The organism is Bacillus sp. MM2020_4, from assembly GCF_011250555.1.
In the GTDB taxonomy this organism is placed as follows: domain Bacteria; phylum Bacillota; class Bacilli; order Bacillales; family Cytobacillaceae; genus Neobacillus.
This window is the reverse complement of the sequence record NZ_JAANMZ010000020.1, coordinates 31,061-48,222: the sequence shown is the minus strand read 5'-3', so window position 1 is coordinate 48,222 and position 17,162 is coordinate 31,061. Positions and strand designations below refer to the sequence as shown.

Annotated in this window: 19 protein-coding genes and 1 other annotated feature; of the genes, 12 read left to right on the top strand and 7 right to left on the bottom strand. The window is 39.2% G+C overall.

Annotated elements, in window-relative coordinates; all coding sequences use genetic code 11:
- Positions 1–67 precede the first annotated feature (67 nt).
- Positions 68–610 carry a PepSY-associated TM helix domain-containing protein gene (locus G6554_RS13750; protein ID WP_166242767.1) on the top strand — a complete coding sequence of 181 codons (543 nt, stop codon included), beginning with the start codon at positions 68–70 and terminating at the stop codon, positions 608–610.
- 36 nt (positions 611–646) lie between these two features.
- Here G6554_RS13750 and G6554_RS13745 read toward each other — a convergent pair whose 3' ends face one another.
- The gene (locus G6554_RS13745; protein ID WP_166242765.1) at positions 647–1,540 is read right to left on the bottom strand and encodes a cupredoxin domain-containing protein; all 894 of its coding nucleotides are present in this window, start codon (positions 1,538–1,540) and stop codon (positions 647–649) included.
- 138 nt (positions 1,541–1,678) lie between these two features.
- Positions 1,679–1,810 carry a hypothetical protein gene (locus G6554_RS26045; RefSeq protein WP_278187270.1) on the bottom strand — a complete coding sequence of 44 codons (132 nt, stop codon included), beginning with the start codon at positions 1,808–1,810 and terminating at the stop codon, positions 1,679–1,681.
- Positions 1,811–1,945: 135 nt separating this feature from the next.
- Positions 1,946–2,162: a binding site (T-box leader), on the top strand.
- 48 nt (positions 2,163–2,210) lie between these two features.
- Here G6554_RS26045 and proS point away from each other — a divergent pair.
- A complete protein-coding gene (proS, locus tag G6554_RS13740) occupies positions 2,211–3,641 on the top strand; it encodes a proline--tRNA ligase (protein WP_207627623.1) in 1,431 nt (476 codons plus the stop codon).
- 273 nt (positions 3,642–3,914) lie between these two features.
- Positions 3,915–4,478, top strand: a complete 564-nt coding sequence (locus G6554_RS13735) for a GNAT family N-acetyltransferase (protein ID WP_166242761.1) — start codon at positions 3,915–3,917, stop codon at positions 4,476–4,478.
- 98 nt (positions 4,479–4,576) lie between these two features.
- On the opposite strand, the gene G6554_RS13730 is transcribed toward G6554_RS13735, so the two are convergent.
- Positions 4,577–5,425 (bottom strand): DegV family protein, encoded by an 849-nt coding sequence (locus G6554_RS13730; protein ID WP_166242759.1) that lies wholly within the window; start codon positions 5,423–5,425, stop codon positions 4,577–4,579.
- 237 nt (positions 5,426–5,662) lie between these two features.
- Between G6554_RS13730 and hmpA the strand changes: the two genes are divergently transcribed.
- The 5 genes from hmpA to G6554_RS13705 all read left to right on the top strand — a co-directional run bounded on the left by hmpA (position 5,663) and on the right by G6554_RS13705 (position 10,171).
- Entirely contained in the window at positions 5,663–6,877 is a 1,215-nt protein-coding gene (gene hmpA / locus G6554_RS13725) for an NO-inducible flavohemoprotein (RefSeq protein WP_166242757.1), read from the top strand.
- A 135-nt stretch (positions 6,878–7,012) separates the two neighbouring features.
- Positions 7,013–7,789 (top strand): SGNH/GDSL hydrolase family protein, encoded by a 777-nt coding sequence (locus G6554_RS13720; RefSeq protein WP_166242755.1) that lies wholly within the window; start codon positions 7,013–7,015, stop codon positions 7,787–7,789.
- Between the two features lie 12 nt (positions 7,790–7,801).
- Positions 7,802–8,716 carry an ABC transporter ATP-binding protein gene (locus G6554_RS13715; RefSeq protein ID WP_166242753.1) on the top strand — a complete coding sequence of 305 codons (915 nt, stop codon included), beginning with the start codon at positions 7,802–7,804 and terminating at the stop codon, positions 8,714–8,716.
- Entirely contained in the window at positions 8,709–9,689 is a 981-nt protein-coding gene (locus G6554_RS13710) for an ABC transporter permease (protein WP_166242751.1), read from the top strand. The genes G6554_RS13715 and G6554_RS13710 overlap by 8 nt, the downstream gene beginning before the upstream one ends.
- Positions 9,690–9,802: 113 nt before the next feature.
- A complete protein-coding gene (locus tag G6554_RS13705; protein WP_166242749.1) occupies positions 9,803–10,171 on the top strand; it encodes a VOC family protein in 369 nt (122 codons plus the stop codon).
- A gap of 158 nt (positions 10,172–10,329) precedes the next feature.
- Here G6554_RS13705 and G6554_RS13700 read toward each other — a convergent pair whose 3' ends face one another.
- On the bottom strand, positions 10,330–11,553 hold the full coding sequence (locus G6554_RS13700; RefSeq protein WP_166242747.1) for an NAD(P)/FAD-dependent oxidoreductase: 1,224 nt from the start codon (positions 11,551–11,553) through the stop codon (positions 10,330–10,332).
- Positions 11,554–11,805: 252 nt separating this feature from the next.
- On the opposite strand from G6554_RS13700, the gene G6554_RS13695 reads away from it, so the two are divergent.
- Together G6554_RS13695 and G6554_RS26040 are read left to right on the top strand one after the other, a co-directional pair.
- Positions 11,806–12,363 carry a hypothetical protein gene (locus tag G6554_RS13695; RefSeq protein WP_166242745.1) on the top strand — a complete coding sequence of 186 codons (558 nt, stop codon included), beginning with the start codon at positions 11,806–11,808 and terminating at the stop codon, positions 12,361–12,363.
- Between the two features lie 130 nt (positions 12,364–12,493).
- Entirely contained in the window at positions 12,494–12,619 is a 126-nt protein-coding gene (locus G6554_RS26040; protein ID WP_278187271.1) for a hypothetical protein, read from the top strand.
- Between the two features lie 49 nt (positions 12,620–12,668).
- Here the strand turns inward: G6554_RS26040 and G6554_RS13690 are convergent, their stop codons facing one another.
- Both G6554_RS13690 and G6554_RS13685 read right to left on the bottom strand, forming a co-directional pair.
- Complete coding sequence (locus tag G6554_RS13690; RefSeq protein ID WP_166242743.1) at positions 12,669–12,878, bottom strand: twin-arginine translocase TatA/TatE family subunit; 210 nt, start codon at positions 12,876–12,878, stop codon at positions 12,669–12,671.
- 87 nt (positions 12,879–12,965) lie between these two features.
- Positions 12,966–13,988: a M42 family metallopeptidase gene (locus tag G6554_RS13685; protein ID WP_207343042.1), complete on the bottom strand. Its 1,023-nt coding sequence runs from the start codon at positions 13,986–13,988 to the stop codon at positions 12,966–12,968.
- Between the two features lie 232 nt (positions 13,989–14,220).
- On the opposite strand from G6554_RS13685, the gene G6554_RS13680 reads away from it, so the two are divergent.
- Positions 14,221–14,535, top strand: a complete 315-nt coding sequence (locus G6554_RS13680; RefSeq protein WP_207343039.1) for a hypothetical protein — start codon at positions 14,221–14,223, stop codon at positions 14,533–14,535.
- A 183-nt stretch (positions 14,536–14,718) separates the two neighbouring features.
- Here the strand turns inward: G6554_RS13680 and corA are convergent, their stop codons facing one another.
- Positions 14,719–15,669 (bottom strand): magnesium/cobalt transporter CorA, encoded by a 951-nt coding sequence (corA, locus tag G6554_RS13675; RefSeq protein WP_166242739.1) that lies wholly within the window; start codon positions 15,667–15,669, stop codon positions 14,719–14,721.
- 149 nt (positions 15,670–15,818) lie between these two features.
- Here corA and G6554_RS13670 point away from each other — a divergent pair, with 149 nt between their 5' ends.
- The gene (locus G6554_RS13670; protein ID WP_166242737.1) at positions 15,819–17,153 is read left to right on the top strand and encodes a spore germination protein; all 1,335 of its coding nucleotides are present in this window, start codon (positions 15,819–15,821) and stop codon (positions 17,151–17,153) included.
- Positions 17,154–17,162 lie beyond the last annotated feature (9 nt).

Here is a 17,162-nt window from a genome sequence, read left to right as displayed (position 1 = left end):
ATTCCCTTCATAATAAGTTTATCAATTGATATAAGCATGAGGTAAATTCGAAGGGAGTACAATAAGTATGAAGAAAATGAGAAGAGCGCATTTATGGATTGGCTTAATTGCTTCAATTCTTATCTTGATGGAGTCAATTACGGGATTGGTGATGAATGAGCCATGGTTAATCGGGCAATCACAGGTAGAAGGCAGGAGAGGAAACTTCCAACCGGGCCAATTTAATCGAGGGCCTTTTAATCAGGGACAAGCTGAGCAAGGAACCACTTCTAATTCTAGCCAGAATTCAAGACAAGATACTCAGATACAGGGGCAAATTGGTTCAACTGAAAGTGGCCCATTCCAAAGATCGTCAGGATTTAACGGGAATGGAAATATCGCTGGTGGAATACGCGGAGGAGGAATGGGTCAAGGGTCTTTCCTTAGCACGATCAGAGGTCTACACGAAGGTAGAATTGGCAACACAAACATTAAGTGGTTGATTGATCTAACAGCACTAGCGATGATAGTTCTTACTGGGTCGGGAATCTACCTATCTAGTAAGGTTCTCCGTGCCGAAGGTAAACGAAAGAAACGCCAAAATGATAGCTTAGATAGCATAGCAAACTAAAAAAATGGCTGCCAGGGAATCCCATGGCAGCCACATTTATTCTACAATGATCGTACCTTTAAACATCTTCATTCCACAACTGAACGTGTATTCGCCTGTTTTGTCAGGTGTGAAGGATAGGTTTGTTGTTCCGGTCTTTAAATTTAGGTTATTTACATTAAAATCAGGAATCATGAAGGTGGATAAACAGCTATTATTTTTAAGCGGATTTTCAATTTCCAGTTCAACTGGAACTCCCTTTTTCACCCGGATGACATTTGGTGTGTAACCTTTTTCCGTTACGAGCATCTTCACTTTGGGTGTACTTTCATTAGTGACATCAAGTTCTGTTTTTTTCACTTGCAGATTGGTCGGTTCTTGTGAGGCTTGTGCCTGCGGAGTTTCACTTTTCCCCGGAATTTCGACCATATCGCTGCTATACATAAATAAAAACAATGAAACGAGCACCGCTCCACCCGCGATAATCGCAAAAGGGGAAAGCTCCTCCGTATTGATTGAAAACTTACTATTCGTGGCAACGTGAATATACACAAGGACGAACCCGATAATGACAATATAAAAGCCTAATAAGATACCCAGTAAAATTGTCGGGTTAATAAATTGAAGAAAAACGCCTAAAATAGCACCGTTTATGCCTCCCATTAAACCGGAAATGGCGCCCATGAGGATGGCTAATAAACCGATAGGGTGCCCAGCCAAGAAACCAATGACGAAACCAATAATCATACTGACACCAACGACAAGAAATGTCTCACCAGAGGTAATTCCGATAATACTACCGGAAATTAAGCCCGTTATGACGGCAATAACCATACTAATCATTATTCCTGGTATGTTGGCTAATTGGTTTTTATGACGGTAAACAAGATAAATTGAATAACCGGTGCCGATGGTAACAAAAACAGCTGAAATAATTGAAAAAATACTCATGTTTCGTCTCCTCTTTTGTGTTGACCTCTAGAAATAACCAACATAAGAGTATTATAAATGCTAATTAATGCTATGAAGGTATTGGGGATATGAACGTTTTATGAATATTGGAGATGAAGGAGGTGGATGGTGAGGTTATTATTCCTTTTCTTTATCAAGTGTATTTTTGAAAATACGTTTAAGGGCTTCATTTTGCATCCGAATGTATTCAAGTAATAATTCCTTTTCTTCCTCCTCATGGTCAAGATCATCTTTATCATCTTTTTTCATCTAAACCACCTCCATTTTTCTAATACATGCATTTTAACCCATTTATATTGTTGTTTAAAGTAGCTCGTAAGAAAAATATTCCACTATAGGAATTGACATTTACGAGCAGTACGGATATAATTTTCAAAAAATACTATTGAAACAATGATGGGGATTAGTAGAGTGAAATGGTCTTACCAAGAGAGGAAACCACTGGTGCGAGGTTTCTTAGGACAGTCACTTGAACCTGCCTCTGAGTTCTGTATCGGATGTAACTTGAAGATACATGCGGATAAATTCCGTTACCATGGAAAGAGTATAAAGCAGTAGCTTTATGAATTTAGGGTGGTACCGCCAGGCCTTGGTCCCTTTTGAGGATTAGGGTCTTTTTGTATTTAAAAATATTAATGGGGTGTCAAAAATGGCAAAGGAATTTGTAAAAGATGTTACCGGAATGGACGAGGATTTCGCCCAGTGGTATACAGATGTTGTAACGAAAGCAGATTTAATTGACTATTCAAGCGTGCGCGGTTCGATGATTATTCGACCATATGGCTATGCGCTTTGGGATAACATTAAAAATGAATTAGACAATCGTATTAAAGAAACAGGTCATGAAAATGTTTATATGCCGTTGTTTATTCCTGAAAGTCTGTTGCAAAAAGAGAAGGATCATGTCGAAGGGTTTGCGCCTGAAGTGGCTTGGGTTACCCATGGCGGCTCGGAACCATTAGCAGAGCGATTGGTCGTCCGTCCAACATCAGAAGTGCTATTTTGTGAGCATTACAGTAAAATCATTCATTCACATAGAGACTTACCAAAATTATATAATCAATGGGCAAACGTAGTCCGCTGGGAAAAAACAACCCGTCCATTTTTGCGCACATTAGAGTTTTTATGGCAGGAAGGGCACACAGCCCATGCGACCGATGAAGACGCTATGGAAGAAACAATCAAAATGCTGAATGTTTATGCGGAACTTTGTGAAACAGTTCTTGCGATTCCAGTGGTAAAAGGGCAGAAGACGGAAAAGGAAAAATTCGCTGGTGCAAAGGCTACTTTTACCATTGAAAGCTTGATGCATGATGGAAAAGCGTTGCAATCTGGAACTTCTCACCATTTTGGCACAGGTTTTGCGGAAGCATTTGGTATTCAATACACCGACAAAGAAGGAAAACTTCAATACGTGCATCAAACCTCATGGGGCTTCACGACAAGGATTATCGGTGCATTAATCATGGTTCACGGCGATGACCGCGGACTTGTGATTCCGCCAAAAGCAGCGCCAAAACAGGTTATGATTGTACCGATTGCGCAGCATAAAGAGGGCGTTCTTGATTTTGCTTATGAGTTGAAAAAGTCACTTGGTTCGGTGGCACGAGTTGATATCGATGCCAGCGATAAAAAGCCAGGCTGGAAATTCAATGAGTATGAAATGAAGGGGATCCCAGTTCGTCTTGAAGTTGGACCAAAAGATATTGAGAATAAGCAAGTGGTTTTAGTAAGACGAGATACCCTGGAAAAGGTCATAGTTCCTTTGGATGAATTAGAAACCAAGCTCGTTGCATTACTCGATGACATTCAATCCAATTTATATAACAAGGCACTAAAGCATCGCGAAGAAAGAACATCGGTTGCGTTAACCCTTCCTGAATTAAAGGTATCGCTGGAAGCAAAACCAGGATTCATTAAGGCAATGTGGTGCGGTGATTTAGCATGTGAGGAAAAAATAAAAGAGGATGCTGGGGCAACATCGCGTTGTATCCCATTCGAACAAGAAAATCTAGCTGAAAACTGTGTTTGTTGCGGAAAAGAAGCCAAACAGATGGTTTATTGGGCAAAAGCGTATTAAAAGTTGATTCTTAGAGAGACTCTTCCATTATGGGAGGGTCTCTTTTTTGAAAAATAAGTATCTTGAATAGATCATTTTGGAGAAAAATATTTCCCATGAGCTAATTTTGGTGTTTAATGAGCGGATTCTGCGGTTCAATGAGCGAATTTGGACATTCTATGAGCGAATTTTACCACGCAATGAGCGAATTTCATTTTCCTAAATATTTTCTTTTGAAAAAAGGATTTCCCAAAATTCTAACGAATAGTAAATCTCAAATGGAGGGAACAAAAAATGAAACCAATCCTTATTGATTTTCCAGAAGAATTTTACACGGAAAGATTATTGATCCGAAAGCCAATGCCTGGCGATGGAAAAGCTGTATACCAAGCCATGCAAGCCTCATTAAATGAACTGAAGCCTTGGATGCCGTGGGCACATCGGGAGCAAACAGTGGAGGACGTAGAGGCGAACATGAGGGAGGCCCATGCAAAATTTTTAACGCGCGAGGACTTACGTTTCCATATTTTTCTTAAAGAAACAGGTGAATTCATCGCATCTTCAGGCTTACATAGAATTAACTGGGAGATTCCTAAATTTGAAATCGGGTATTGGATTGATTCGAGGTTTAGCAGCCAAGGATACGTGACTGAAGCTACCAAGGCAATAACTGAGTTTGCTTTTTCCGCATTGATGGCGAAACGAGTTGAAATTCGTTGTGACTCTAAGAATATAAGAAGTAGAGCAATACCTGAAAAATTAGGCTTTACACTAGAAGGTATCTTAAAAAATGATGGAATTTCGGCTGATACAAGAGAGCTTCGGGATACCTGTATTTTCGCAAAAATAAAGCCATAATCAAATGAAAAACTCGACCACTAAAAGTCGAGTTTTTAATTCTACTAGATATATTTTTCAAAAAATAGGTGCATGAAACTCCATGCACCTTTTCCCTGTTATTCACATACCCATGAAAGTCCAAGCGTTCCTACCCCAGTATGTACGCCTGCGACCGTTATGAGCATTAATTTTTCGGTTTCAATAGTAGGAAATGAATCGTTAACCAGTTTTTCAAACAGTTCAGCCTTTTCTAAATCATTTGCATGAACGATGGCTACTTTCTGGACTGACTTGGTTTCAAGGTCTTCAGTTAATTTATTCACTAGCCAAGCAAAAGCCTTTTTTTCGGTGCGGACTTTGTCCTTTATTCTAGCTGCCCCTTCTTCAATCGATAAAATAGGTTTGATATTAAAGAGAGACGCTAATATTTTTTGACCCCCGGAAACCCGGCCGCTTTTATGAAGTTGATCCAGGTTTGAAGGGACCAAATAAAGCCGAGTTTGGTCACGGAAAGCATTTAATTGTGCCACCACTTCATCGGCATCAAGCCCTTCATTCTCTAATTCAACCCCTTTTTTTATCAAATGGGAAAGAGGGTAGGAACCTGTCTGTGAATCAATCGCAAACAGTTTAAACTCTTCCATGTCTGCCGCCATAACCGATGATTGAAACGTACCGGTCAATAAACTTGAGGCATGGATCGCGATCCCGCAGTCGTAATCTTCCTTTAATTTATGATATAGTTCAACAAAATCATTAATAGATGGCTGAGAAGTTTGAAATTTACCTTCTTCATTCTTCATTCGTTCATAAAATTCTTTCTCGGTAATATCAATAGTCTCTTTATAAAATTCATCATTTATAACAACGTGCAGCGGAATAACATGAATATGATGTTGTTCAATAAACTCTTTGCTAAGAGAAGCGGTCGTGTCAGTAATCCACGCAATCTTTGATTTTTTCATCTAATCCTCTTCCTCCAGTGGTTATCTCACATAATTTCTGCCTAGGACAACCATATAAAAATGGAATGTAACTGACTAGTTACATTTGTCATATTCAAAAGTGAACAATTTGTGAAAATGTCATCAATTCATTATATGAATATTGTTAAGTGTGATTTATATCACTAGATTCGTGTGCGTCATTTCATATACTTAACACTATGTTCATAGTGAAAATACATATAAGGAGTGTTCATAATGCTAGATCAGAGAACTATAGAGATCATTAAATCAACAGTACCGGTATTAGAAAAACACGGAGAAACCATTACAACCCGCTTTTATCAATTGATGTTCGGAAATCATCCGGAATTATTAAATATCTTTAATCATGCTAATCAAAAACAAGGGAGACAGCAAAAAGCACTTGCAGGGACGGTTTATGCTGCAGCAATGTACATAGACAATCTTGAAGCCATCCTTCCTGTCGTGAAACAAATTGCCCATAAACATAGAAGCCTTGGCATAAAGCCGGAGCATTATCCGATTGTAGGAAAACATCTTTTGTTAGCGATTAAGGATGTATTAGGGGATGCCGGAACGGACGAAATTATCAATGCTTGGGCAGTGGCTTATAACGTTATTGCCGATGCCTTCATCAGTGTTGAAGCAGAAATGTATGAGGAAGCAGAAAACCAAATAGGCGGTTGGGACGGCTTCCGCAGCTTTATTGTTGATCGAAAAGTAGTCGAAAGTGATGTCATAACCTCTTTTTATTTAAAACCAGAAGATAAAAAAGGAATTGCAAACTTTATTCCTGGTCAGTATATTAGTATAAAACTAGAAATAGAGGGTGAGAAGTTCACTCACATTCGTCAATACAGTCTTTCTGATGCTCCTGGAAAGGACTATTATCGTATTAGTGTAAAGCGTGAGGCTGGAACCCCAAACCCAGATGGAATGGCGTCCAATTATCTGCATAATGGTGTAAATGAAGGGGACATTCTAAAAATTAGTGCCCCTGCGGGTGATTTTGTCCTTGATACCGAAAGCACAACGCCTGTTGTGCTGCTAAGTGGAGGAGTTGGTTTAACGCCAATGATGAGTATGTTAAAAACAGTTGTTGAAATGCAGCCCGGGCGTAAGGTAACGTTTGTTCATGCTGCAGCTAACAGTAATGTTCATGCCTTAAGAGATGAGGTGGAAGAGTTAGCAGCGCTTGACCACGTAAATTCATTTATTTTTTATGATGCACCAACTGAAGAAGATCGTGTGAATAATCGCTTTGATGTGGAGGGCTATATCACTCGTGATTGGTTAAAAACTACTATTTCTATTGAGGCTGCAGACTTTTATTTTTGCGGACCGGTTCCATTTATGAAGGCAATAAACCGTTCACTAAAAGAATTAGGAGTGAATGAAGATAGAATTCACTTCGAATTCTTTGGTCCAAAAGGTGATTTAGAAGAATAGTAGATAGGAAAGTCGGTATCCAATCCATTTGGATACCGACTATTTTTTTGAAAAAAAACAAAAACCCGTGGTTGAAAGTTTGATTCAACTCCCAACTATGATTAAATAATAGAAAAGGCCAGAAAGGATGTTTTTATGAATAAGAATGTCATACGTTCGATTACTGCCATAGCGGTATTATTTTGCCTTCTCTGGCTGATCGGGCTTGGCTTTGCAGTTGGTGAATATTATGCAGGTAAACCGGAGAAGACTCCCGTGGCCACCACCGGAAACAAAAAAGTGGAAACCAAAAAGGCTTTAACCATTGTAGCATTAGGTGATTCCCTTACACGGGGTACTGGTGATGAAACGGGAAAAGGCTATGTGGGAGTCTTGATGGATGAAATAAAAGAAAAGTCAAAGCGACCCGTTCAGCTTACAAACTTGGGTATTAATGGTCAAAGATCTAATCAACTCCGGAAGCAGGTTCAGGAAACCGAAGTAGGAAGGCAAATCAAAAAGGCGGATATGGTATTGGTGACGATTGGCGGGAATGATTTGTTTCGCGGGGGTCAAGGATTAGCCGATTTTGAAACTGAAGATATAACAACGATTGAAAAGAAATACCTTGATAACCTAAAATTTATTTTTGAACAAATCCGCAAAAATAATCCGAATGCGAATGTGTTTTTCATTGGCTTGTATAATCCCTTTATTGAATTAGATCAAGGGAAAGAGATGTCCAAAGTCATTCGTCATTGGAATTATGACAGTGCAGAAGTTAGCGCTGCTTATCCTAAAATCGTGTTTGTACCAACATTCGACTTGTTTGAGCTAAAGGTAAACGACTATCTGTATTCGGACAAGTTTCATCCAAATTCAAAAGGATACCGTTTAATTGCTGAACGAGTAGCCTCATTGCTCACCTGGTAGGGAGTGTTATCGATGGAGAAAAACGTTACATTATCGGTTAAGAATCTAAAAAAAGTGATTGGGAAAAGAGAAATTATCAAAGGGTTAACCTTCGATTTACGTGAAGGGGAAGTGTTTGGTTTCTTGGGACCGAATGGTGCCGGGAAAACCACCACCATCCGTATGCTAGTTGGGTTGATTAAACCGACATCAGGAAGTGTTCACATTTGTGGTTACAATATTGAAGACCAATTTCAGGCGGCAGTTAGTAATCTTGGTTGTATAGTTGAAAATCCAGAACTATATCCCTATTTATCTGGTTATAATAATTTGCTTCATTTTGCCCGGATGCTTGATCATATCGGAGATAATCGGATTCAGGAAGTCGTAGAGCTTGTTGGGTTAACGGAAAGAATTCATGATAAAGTAAAAACCTATTCTCTCGGAATGCGGCAGCGCCTCGGAATTGCCCAGGCTCTTTTGGGGGAACCAAAAGTTTTGATTCTTGATGAACCGACAAATGGATTGGATCCGGCAGGGATACGTGAAATGCGGCAATTTATTCGGTTTTTAGCGGAACAGGAAGGGTTAAGCGTCCTTGTCTCCAGCCATTTATTGAGCGAAATTCAATTACTTTGTGACCGAGTAGCCATCATTTCAAAAGGGTCAATCATTCGAGTTGATACCGTGCAGCATTTGCTTGCAAATCGCGAGCGGGTCGTTTGGCATGTTACTCCGTTTGCCAAGGGAAAACAAGTTTTGGAAAGCTTAACCACCATTGAGGCAAAAGAAGACGGTACGATTCTCACAGAATATGATGTCACGAAGATACCAGACTGGAATAAACAGCTTGTTGAAGCGGGTATAGCGGTAACTGAAATGAATCGAAAAATGCCAGTGCTAGAAGATTTATTCCTCGAACTTACGGGGGGTGACAGTATTGAATAAACTGATTCAAAATGAAATGATGAAGCTGATTGCTAAGAAGCGTCTGATTGTCATCTCACTCATTATTGGAGTTCTTGTGATGTTATTTACATATGCACAATATAAGCAAGTCCAAACCCAGCGGGAAAAAATTGGGACGAGTGATTGGCGCACGATCTTACAGCAGCAGATTGTGGACACGACAAACCGTTTAAGCAGCAGCAGGATGTCTGACGAGTGGAAAAAACAATTGCAAATCACCTTGCAGCAGGAACAATATTATTTGGATCATGATATTAATCCAGCAGAGCCAGGCGCACCAACGTTTATGAGAATCTTTTTGGAAAACTCAATCGATCTTTTTATCCCATTAATGGTGATGGTTATCGCCAGTGATCTAGTGTCCTCTGAACATAGTTTGGGTTCGATCAAGCTATTATTAACAAGACCTGTGAAGAGGTGGAGGGTGCTAGTAAGTAAATATTTGACCCTTTGTTTGGCGATATCATTAATTATTGCCATTACAGGCATCCTTTCCTACCTCATTTCAGGAATAGTCTTCGGTTATAAGGGCTGGGGGGCACCCATTTTAACCGGTTTTAATGTTACGGATACTGGGCTAAACACTTCAGAGGTCAAACTTCTAAGTTTATGGAAGTTTTTGTTGATGGATTTTGGATTAGTGTGGTTTGTAGCGATCGTTGTCGGAACCTTAACGTTCATGCTGTCTGTTTTAATCCGGAGCACGGCAGCGGGAATGGGGGTCATGCTCGCCGCCTTAATTTCAGGAGCAATCTTAAATAATATGGTGTCCTCTTGGGAAACGGCTAAATACTTTTTTATGGTGAATTTACGGTTAACGGACTATATGAAAGGAACAGCACCGCCGATTGAGGGGATGAATCTTACCTTCTCGATGTTGGTTCTGCTCGTGTGGTGGGCTGGTGCTTTATTCGTTTCATTTATGGTCTTTACAAAAAAGGATGTTTATTAATAATAAGTGATCCCGGTTACGGCGGGGATTACTTTTTTTTGCCCAAAAATTGCCGGAGACCTAAAAATTTAATAAAATTAGGGTTGAAAAATACGGAAAATGGGGGAGTCTGTATGCCGTTTGTAATAAAAAAGATTGATCATGTTCAGCTTGCAGCACCAAAAGGCTGTGAAGAAACAGCAAGGGAATTTTTTGCCGGAGTCCTCGGCTTAACAGAAGTGGAAAAGCCAGAAGAATTAAAAAAACGAGGCGGAGTTTGGTTTAAGTTTGGAACGTTTCAACTTCATATTGGCGTGGAGGAACCATTTTCACCCGCAAAAAAAGCACATCCAGGCTTCGTTGTAGAGAATATTGAAGAATTAATAACGGCTCTTAGGAAAAAGAATATTGCCTATACCACTGACAATAATCTCCCAGGTGCAAGTAGAATTCATGTCCATGATCCGTTTGGCAATCGTCTCGAATTTTTAGAATGGATTTAACCGAATAGAAAATTTGCCCCATTCCAAATAATTGGGATGGGGCCGATTACCTTAAATTGGGGATTTAAGGCATGGTGTATGCGGGATTATTCTAAACAATTAGCTACAAGGGGAGGGACACCCCTACAGCCTGGAAGGTAATATTGTTTAAGTGATGGTTACTGTTTCACCGTTTCCTTTACCTGCTCACGGCTCACACCAAAATGCTGCTTAATAATTAGTGATGGTCCACCAAGATTAAATAAATAACGGGCCTCAATAACTTGCTTCATAAAGGCTCCAAAAAGGCCGGATAAGCGGAAATTACCAACTTTACCAACAGCAGCCATGAGACCAATGGATGCTACAGATCCTTTATGATGATATTCAAACGCTTTTAAAGATTCACCTCTTATGGATGAAACAATGTTTTTCGCACAAACAGGTGCTTGCTGCAGCGCCACTTGTGCAGTCGGAGGCAATGCGTTCTTTTCATCCTTCATGAATAATGAACAGTCTCCGATACTAAAAGTATTGTTAATATTTTTTACGCGAAGATAGGAATCAACTGGAATCTTGCCTTTCTCAATCGGCAGACCCCATTTGTGAACAATTGTGTTTCCTTTTACTCCACAAGACCAGATTAATGTTCTTGTTGGAATTTCGAGGTTATTTTCTAGCACAACCTTTTCAGGGGTACATTCCAGTATTTTGGTTGCGGTGATGACTTCAATATTCCGTTTTTCTAAAACCCTTTGTGTGTATTCGATGGATTGCTTCGGGAAAAATGGAATGACAGATGGTGCAGCCTCAATGCCGACAATTCTAATTTTTTCAAATGGTATATCATGTTCCTTACAAAGTTTAGGCAGTCCATCGGCTAATTCGCCGAGCATCTCGATTCCGGTAAATCCTCCACCAGCAACAACAAAAGTTAACCGGGAAGGGTCATAATCCTGTTTATAAAGGTTAAATTGTTTCATGATTTGATGGTAAATAATTTTTGTACTTCTAAAGCTGCGAATTTCAAAGGCATTTTCTTTTACACCTGGAATGCCATAAGTCTCTACTTCAAATCCGAGGGCAATTAATAAATAATCATATGGAACGGTGTCTCCGCCCTCTAGATGCACTTCTTGGGAATTGATATCAATTGAGGCTACTGCAGCCTTAAGAAACCGTGTCTTTGCCGGATTAATTAGTTCTGGTATAGACATGGCAATTTGCCGATCTGCTGCCGTTCCTACTCCTGTCTTATGAAGTTGTGTTGTAAGGTAATGATAGTCGTGTTTATTTATGAGTGTAACATCTGCTTCACCGGTTTTTAGTAATTTTTCTAGACTTTTACTTGTAATAATTCCTCCATAGCCTGCACCTAAGATAACGATTTTTGGCTTTGTCATTTTCCCCACTCCTAATACATTTTTATACTGTTCATTGTGATGTATTTCACAAATATAGGTAAAAAAATTAAACTACTGCTCCATCCTATTATGTGAAAAAATTCACATTCTCTCTATGCTTTTAGAATACGATAAAATCGTTTATTTCTCAAGTACCTTTTAACTAAATTTTTGTCGAATTGGTAAATTTTTTTAGAAAAAACGGGAATGATAATTTAGTGATTTAATTTCAATGAAGAATGGAAGGCGATAATGATGAAGCTAAAAATGTTACTTTTATCCATTGCATTGGTATTCTCCATGCCAAATTTTGCTGCGGCACATGAACATGAATCTACCCCAGTAGATCACGATGAAAAACCTTGCAATTGCAAGGAGGATAAACACCGCCATTTGATGCACAAAGACTGGCAGGCAATGATGAAGGAGAGGGAGCAGAAGCTGCTTTCATGGGTGGACCAATATACACCGGATAAAAAGGGAGAATGGACAAAAGTTCTTGAGGAAAAGAAAACGCTCCGTAATCAGTGGATGAGCCCGGAAAATGCTGCTAAAAGGGAGCAATGGAAAAAAGAGAAAATGACGAAAATGGAAGAGCTTAAGAAACAGTTAGATGAAGGAAAGATCACGAAGGAAGAATTTATGAATAAGGCGCACCATGGTAAAAAGATGGGACATTGGAAGATATTCCATGATTTACGACTAGCTGTTGATAAGAAGGATGATAAGCAGGCAGCAGTGCTCCTCAATCAACTCTTGGTACAAATGAAAGAGCATAACCAAATGATGAAAGAAATGTTAAAAAAGTAAAAAGTGGAGGAAAAAGTTAATCCCATGTGGGGATTAACTTTTTTTGTAAAGAGGAAATATTTTCGGGTGCTAAAATGCGTTTGCTGAGGGAATATTTAAAGAGGTAGGATAGTTTTAGGAGGCGATTATATTGGACAAAAAGAAATTAATGATGACCACAATTGGAATCGGAGCGGCCTATTTACTAAGAAATGGAAAGTCACGAAAGAAATTAATGAATCAATTTAATGCAATGGCGGGAAAATCTAAAAGGTAAGCAAAAAAAAGCATCCCCTGAACCTATATAGGGGATGTTTTATCTGAACTTATTTTTTTAAGTCAACTTTTTTAACCTCTTTGATATCTTCTGTTATTTCAGCTTTGATATCGTCAGCTATTCCCTCAGTTGCTTTTTTAAATTCACGAATTGATTTTCCAAAAGCACGCCCAATTTCAGGGAGCTTATTCGGCCCAAAAATAACCAAGGCAACAGTCAGAATTAAAATTAATCCCGGAACACCAATATTAGAAAACATATGTTACATCTCCCAGCTCATTCGATTTCAAGTTTATTATAACCGTTTAGCTTGAAATGTTCTAGTGTGATGGGCAAAATGTCCTTTTTATAAAATAAGGTCTGTCTGAAGGTAATAGTACAATAGTTTTGCGGTATTTTCGATTGACGATTGGTGTGTACGTTCAAATGCATGTGATGAATCGATCCCCGGTCCGATTAGTCCATGAACAATATCATGTCCTGAACGAATGGCTGCTGACGCATCAGAACCATAAAAGGGATAAATGTCTAATTTATAATCAATGTTATTTTCCTCTGCAAGGCGTACTAATTTTTTTCGTAAACCATAATGATACGGGCCGCTCGCATCCTTCACACAGATGGAAACTGTATATTCATCGGTAGATTGACCGTCACCCATTGCCCCCATATCGACCGCTAAGTATTCAACCGTTTCTGGGGTAATATTTGAGTTACCGCCATAGCCAATTTCTTCATTATTCGAAATGAGAAAGTGTGTCGTATGAGGCAATGTAAGGTTCTCTGTTTTCACTTGCCTAATTAATTGCAGAAGAATGGCAACTGACGCTTTATCATCCAAATGCCGCGATTTAATATATCCGCTTGGAGTTATTTCCACTCGTGGGTCGAATGAAACAAAATCACCGACTTCGATACCCAGCGCCCTCACTTCGTCCGCATTATCTACTTTTTCATCAATCCGCACCTCGATATTTTCCTGATTTCGCTCGGCTTTGCCGGCATCCTTATAAACATGGACGGACGTCTGATGCATAAGAATGGTACCAGTGTATTTCTTGCCACTGCTTGTTTCAATTTGGCAGTATTCCCCCTCGATGGAGTTGAATTTAAAACCGCCAATTAGGTCAATCTTTAATCGTCCATTTGCCTTTATTTCCTTTACCATTGCGCCTAGCGTATCGACATGCGCTGTAAGCATCCGGTGTTTACTTGAATCTTTTCCTTCAATTGTCGCAATTAAGCCGCCTTTACGGTTCCGATAGGTTTGGATTTGTAATTCGGATAGGAAATTTTCGACAAAGGTAATGACTTCATTTGTATTACCAGACGGGCTAGGAATTGAGACCAAATCTCTTATTAATTTCATTGTTTCTGCTGAATATGTATGATTACCCACTGCAACTACCCCTCTCTGACTTTTCATTCCTTACTATTATACTAAAAATTGAAAATGACATGTAAAATATCGAATTTTGGTCAACTTTTTATGAATGTTTGCATAGGTTAACTGTGTTAATTATTTTTCTGAAGGATAAACAGGGGAAAATTGGACATAAATGGGAGTATTCATACTATTAAAATAAATAGGAGGACAAAAAATGTTGACCAGAGCAGAATTATATAATCATAAGCCGAAGCAGTCTTCTTGGAGGGGTCTAGTTTTTTTCATCATCACCTGCAGCATCTTAACCGCCGGTTTCTTTATTTTTCGCTATTACTATCAAAGTACAATAAAAATTGAAGCGCCGAGTGAGGATTTGGGACAGAAGGTTGTGATCCATCTTCCCAATGGACAAAAGGTTTTGACCTATGACAATTTAATTATTGAAAAAGATGGAAAGACCTATTATAAAGGGGAGCGCAACACGATTGATTTAACAGGGGGAACCGTTGCTTATGAAAATTGGGAATAGGAAAAGCGCAAGTGCCCTGGTCAGCGGCGTATGGCTTGGAGCGCCACAACGGAGATAAAGGAAACACGATGAACCGGAGGCGAATCGATGTTGACTTATCGTAGGGCGGAGAGCGAAAGACACTAGCCGCTAGGGCACTGGAGCAGGACAATTCCCAAAGTCGAGATTTATAATAGTCTTTTGTTATTTAAACCATCCCTTTTTGGTAAACCATAATGTCATCCCAACTGCGATTATGAACATGAGGATTAGTGAACCAAAATATCCATATTTCCAAGTCAGTTCCGGCATATAGTGAAAATTCATCCCATATATACCGACGATGAAGGTTAGCGGCATAAAAATGGTAGTAATCACCGTTAAGACCTTCATTACATGGTTGGTTTCATTGGCATTGATGGAAATATAGCTATCACGAATATCGGTAGTAAGCTCGCGACTTGCTTCAATCATCTCAGATAATTTAAGCAAATGATCGTAAATATCAGAAAAATAGGCGATTTTCCCTTCAATACTCGTTAATCGCTTGGAATTGAGAATTCTGTACAATAAATCCCTCATGGGTGTAACCGTGTGCCTTAATGATAGCAAGTCATGTCGTGCATCAAATAAATCCTTCAGTAACGCCTCTGTTGATCTCCCCTTGGAATTCTCATCAATTTCATTTAAGGTATCATCAATTTGATTCACTAAAGGAAAATAATTATCGACCAGACTATCGAGAACATGATAAAAAACATGGGAGGGATCCCATTGATCTGTATTCGATGATTGACTGAATCGATTCCAAACCTCATTAATTTCTGGAGATAGTTTATGATGAAAAGTAACAACATAGTTCTTACTAAGAAAGAAATCAACCTCCTCTCTTGCAATGGTTTGCCGGTCCAATGCCTGAATCACAAAAAAAGCATAGTCCTCATAATAATCTAGTTTTGGTCGTTGTAGATGATGAATGCAGTCTTCAATTGCTAATGGATGGAAGGAAAGAGGATTCCTGAGAAATTCCATTTCCTCCTTACTGGGCTCTTGAAAATCAATCCAGTACCACTGGTAATCTCCCTTGACAAGTGTTGAAATCTCTAGGTCTTTGACTAATTCAAGATTCTTATTAACTGCGATAGTTCTAATCATATAGTCTCCTTAAACAGTTTTTCCTACTCACACTATAAAGGATTAAATGAAAAAAATCAGCCTGTTATCGCAAATGATAGAAAGGATTAGAATAAAATACCAATCATCGAGGAAACTAATGGGAAAGACGTTTGATGAGAGGTAGGAAAATGCCATCTAACAGTGTTGAAGCCATCAAAGAGAGTCTAAGGAATAAAATACAGCCATCAGAGGATGTTGTTTTTAAAGAACTTCATACAAAAGAAAAATATATAGAAGCTTTCTATATTAAGACAATTAGTGATGAAACGATTATCCGCGATAATATGATCATTCCATTTTTTGAAATAGCAAGCCCTGACCAGTTTTTAGCCTATCTCCAATCCATTCCGGCGATAAAACCATTTGAAAATGAGCAAAAAGCACTTGATGATTTGATCCGAGGAGTGGCTATTCTTTATTATCAGGATAACATTTTCTTGCTAGATAGTATGGTAGATCGGAACAATTCTGTGTTAGATACGACAGTCGAAACCACGATTCAAGGGCCGCAATCAGGTCTAAGTGAAAGTTTACCGACCAATCTTGGACTGATACGACAGCGGTACCCGGCAACTTCCTTACGTGTGGAGTCGACAACTGTTGGGGTTATTTCAAAAACCAAAATGATGATTCTTCATGATACAAGGTTTGCCGACCCGAAAACGTTAGAAAGTATTAAACAATTTTTAGCCTCCATCGATGTTCAAATGTTTCAATCGGGCGAGCAGCTCTTAGATATCATTAAAAAAAGCAACAGGGCCCTTGTTCCCCTTATGCTTGTGACTGAGAGGCCGGACAGGATAGCTGTGAATTTAGCTTCCGGGAAAATTATTTTACTTGTAAGTGGATCCCCTTTTGCCGTTATTTTGCCAACCGTCATGAAGGATTTCATGTCATCGATGGCAGATATTTATCAAGCCTATTGGGTGGGCAGATTCCTGCAATTACTGAGATATATTGGTTTTCTTACAAGTCTAGTTCTACCTGGTCTTTATGTTGCGGTAACAAGCTATAATCCTGAGTTATTTAGGGTTCAATTAGCATTAAGTATTGCTGGCAGCCGTCAGAGTGTACCATACCCTTCATTCATTGAAGTGTTGCTGATGTTGTTTATGATGGAGTTGCTGACTGAAGCAAGTATCCGCCTGCCAAAAGCGATTGGGCCGACTGCTACAACGGTAGGCGGTCTAATATTGGGACAGGCTGCGACGGAAGCGGGCCTTGTCAGCAATATTATGATTATCATCGTTTCTTCCGTAGCTATTTCAAATTTTGTGGTACCGATTAATGCCTTCAGCTTTACGCTCAGAATCATGAAATATTTTGTTTTAGCGATGAGTACGTTTTTCGGTTTAGTAGGAGTGGTGCTCGGATTCTTCATCCTGGTTGCCTATATGGTGAAATTAGATAGTTTTGGTGAACCCTATCTAACCCTAATCCAAAGCAAACCTCGTCAAGAATAGAAATGAGTA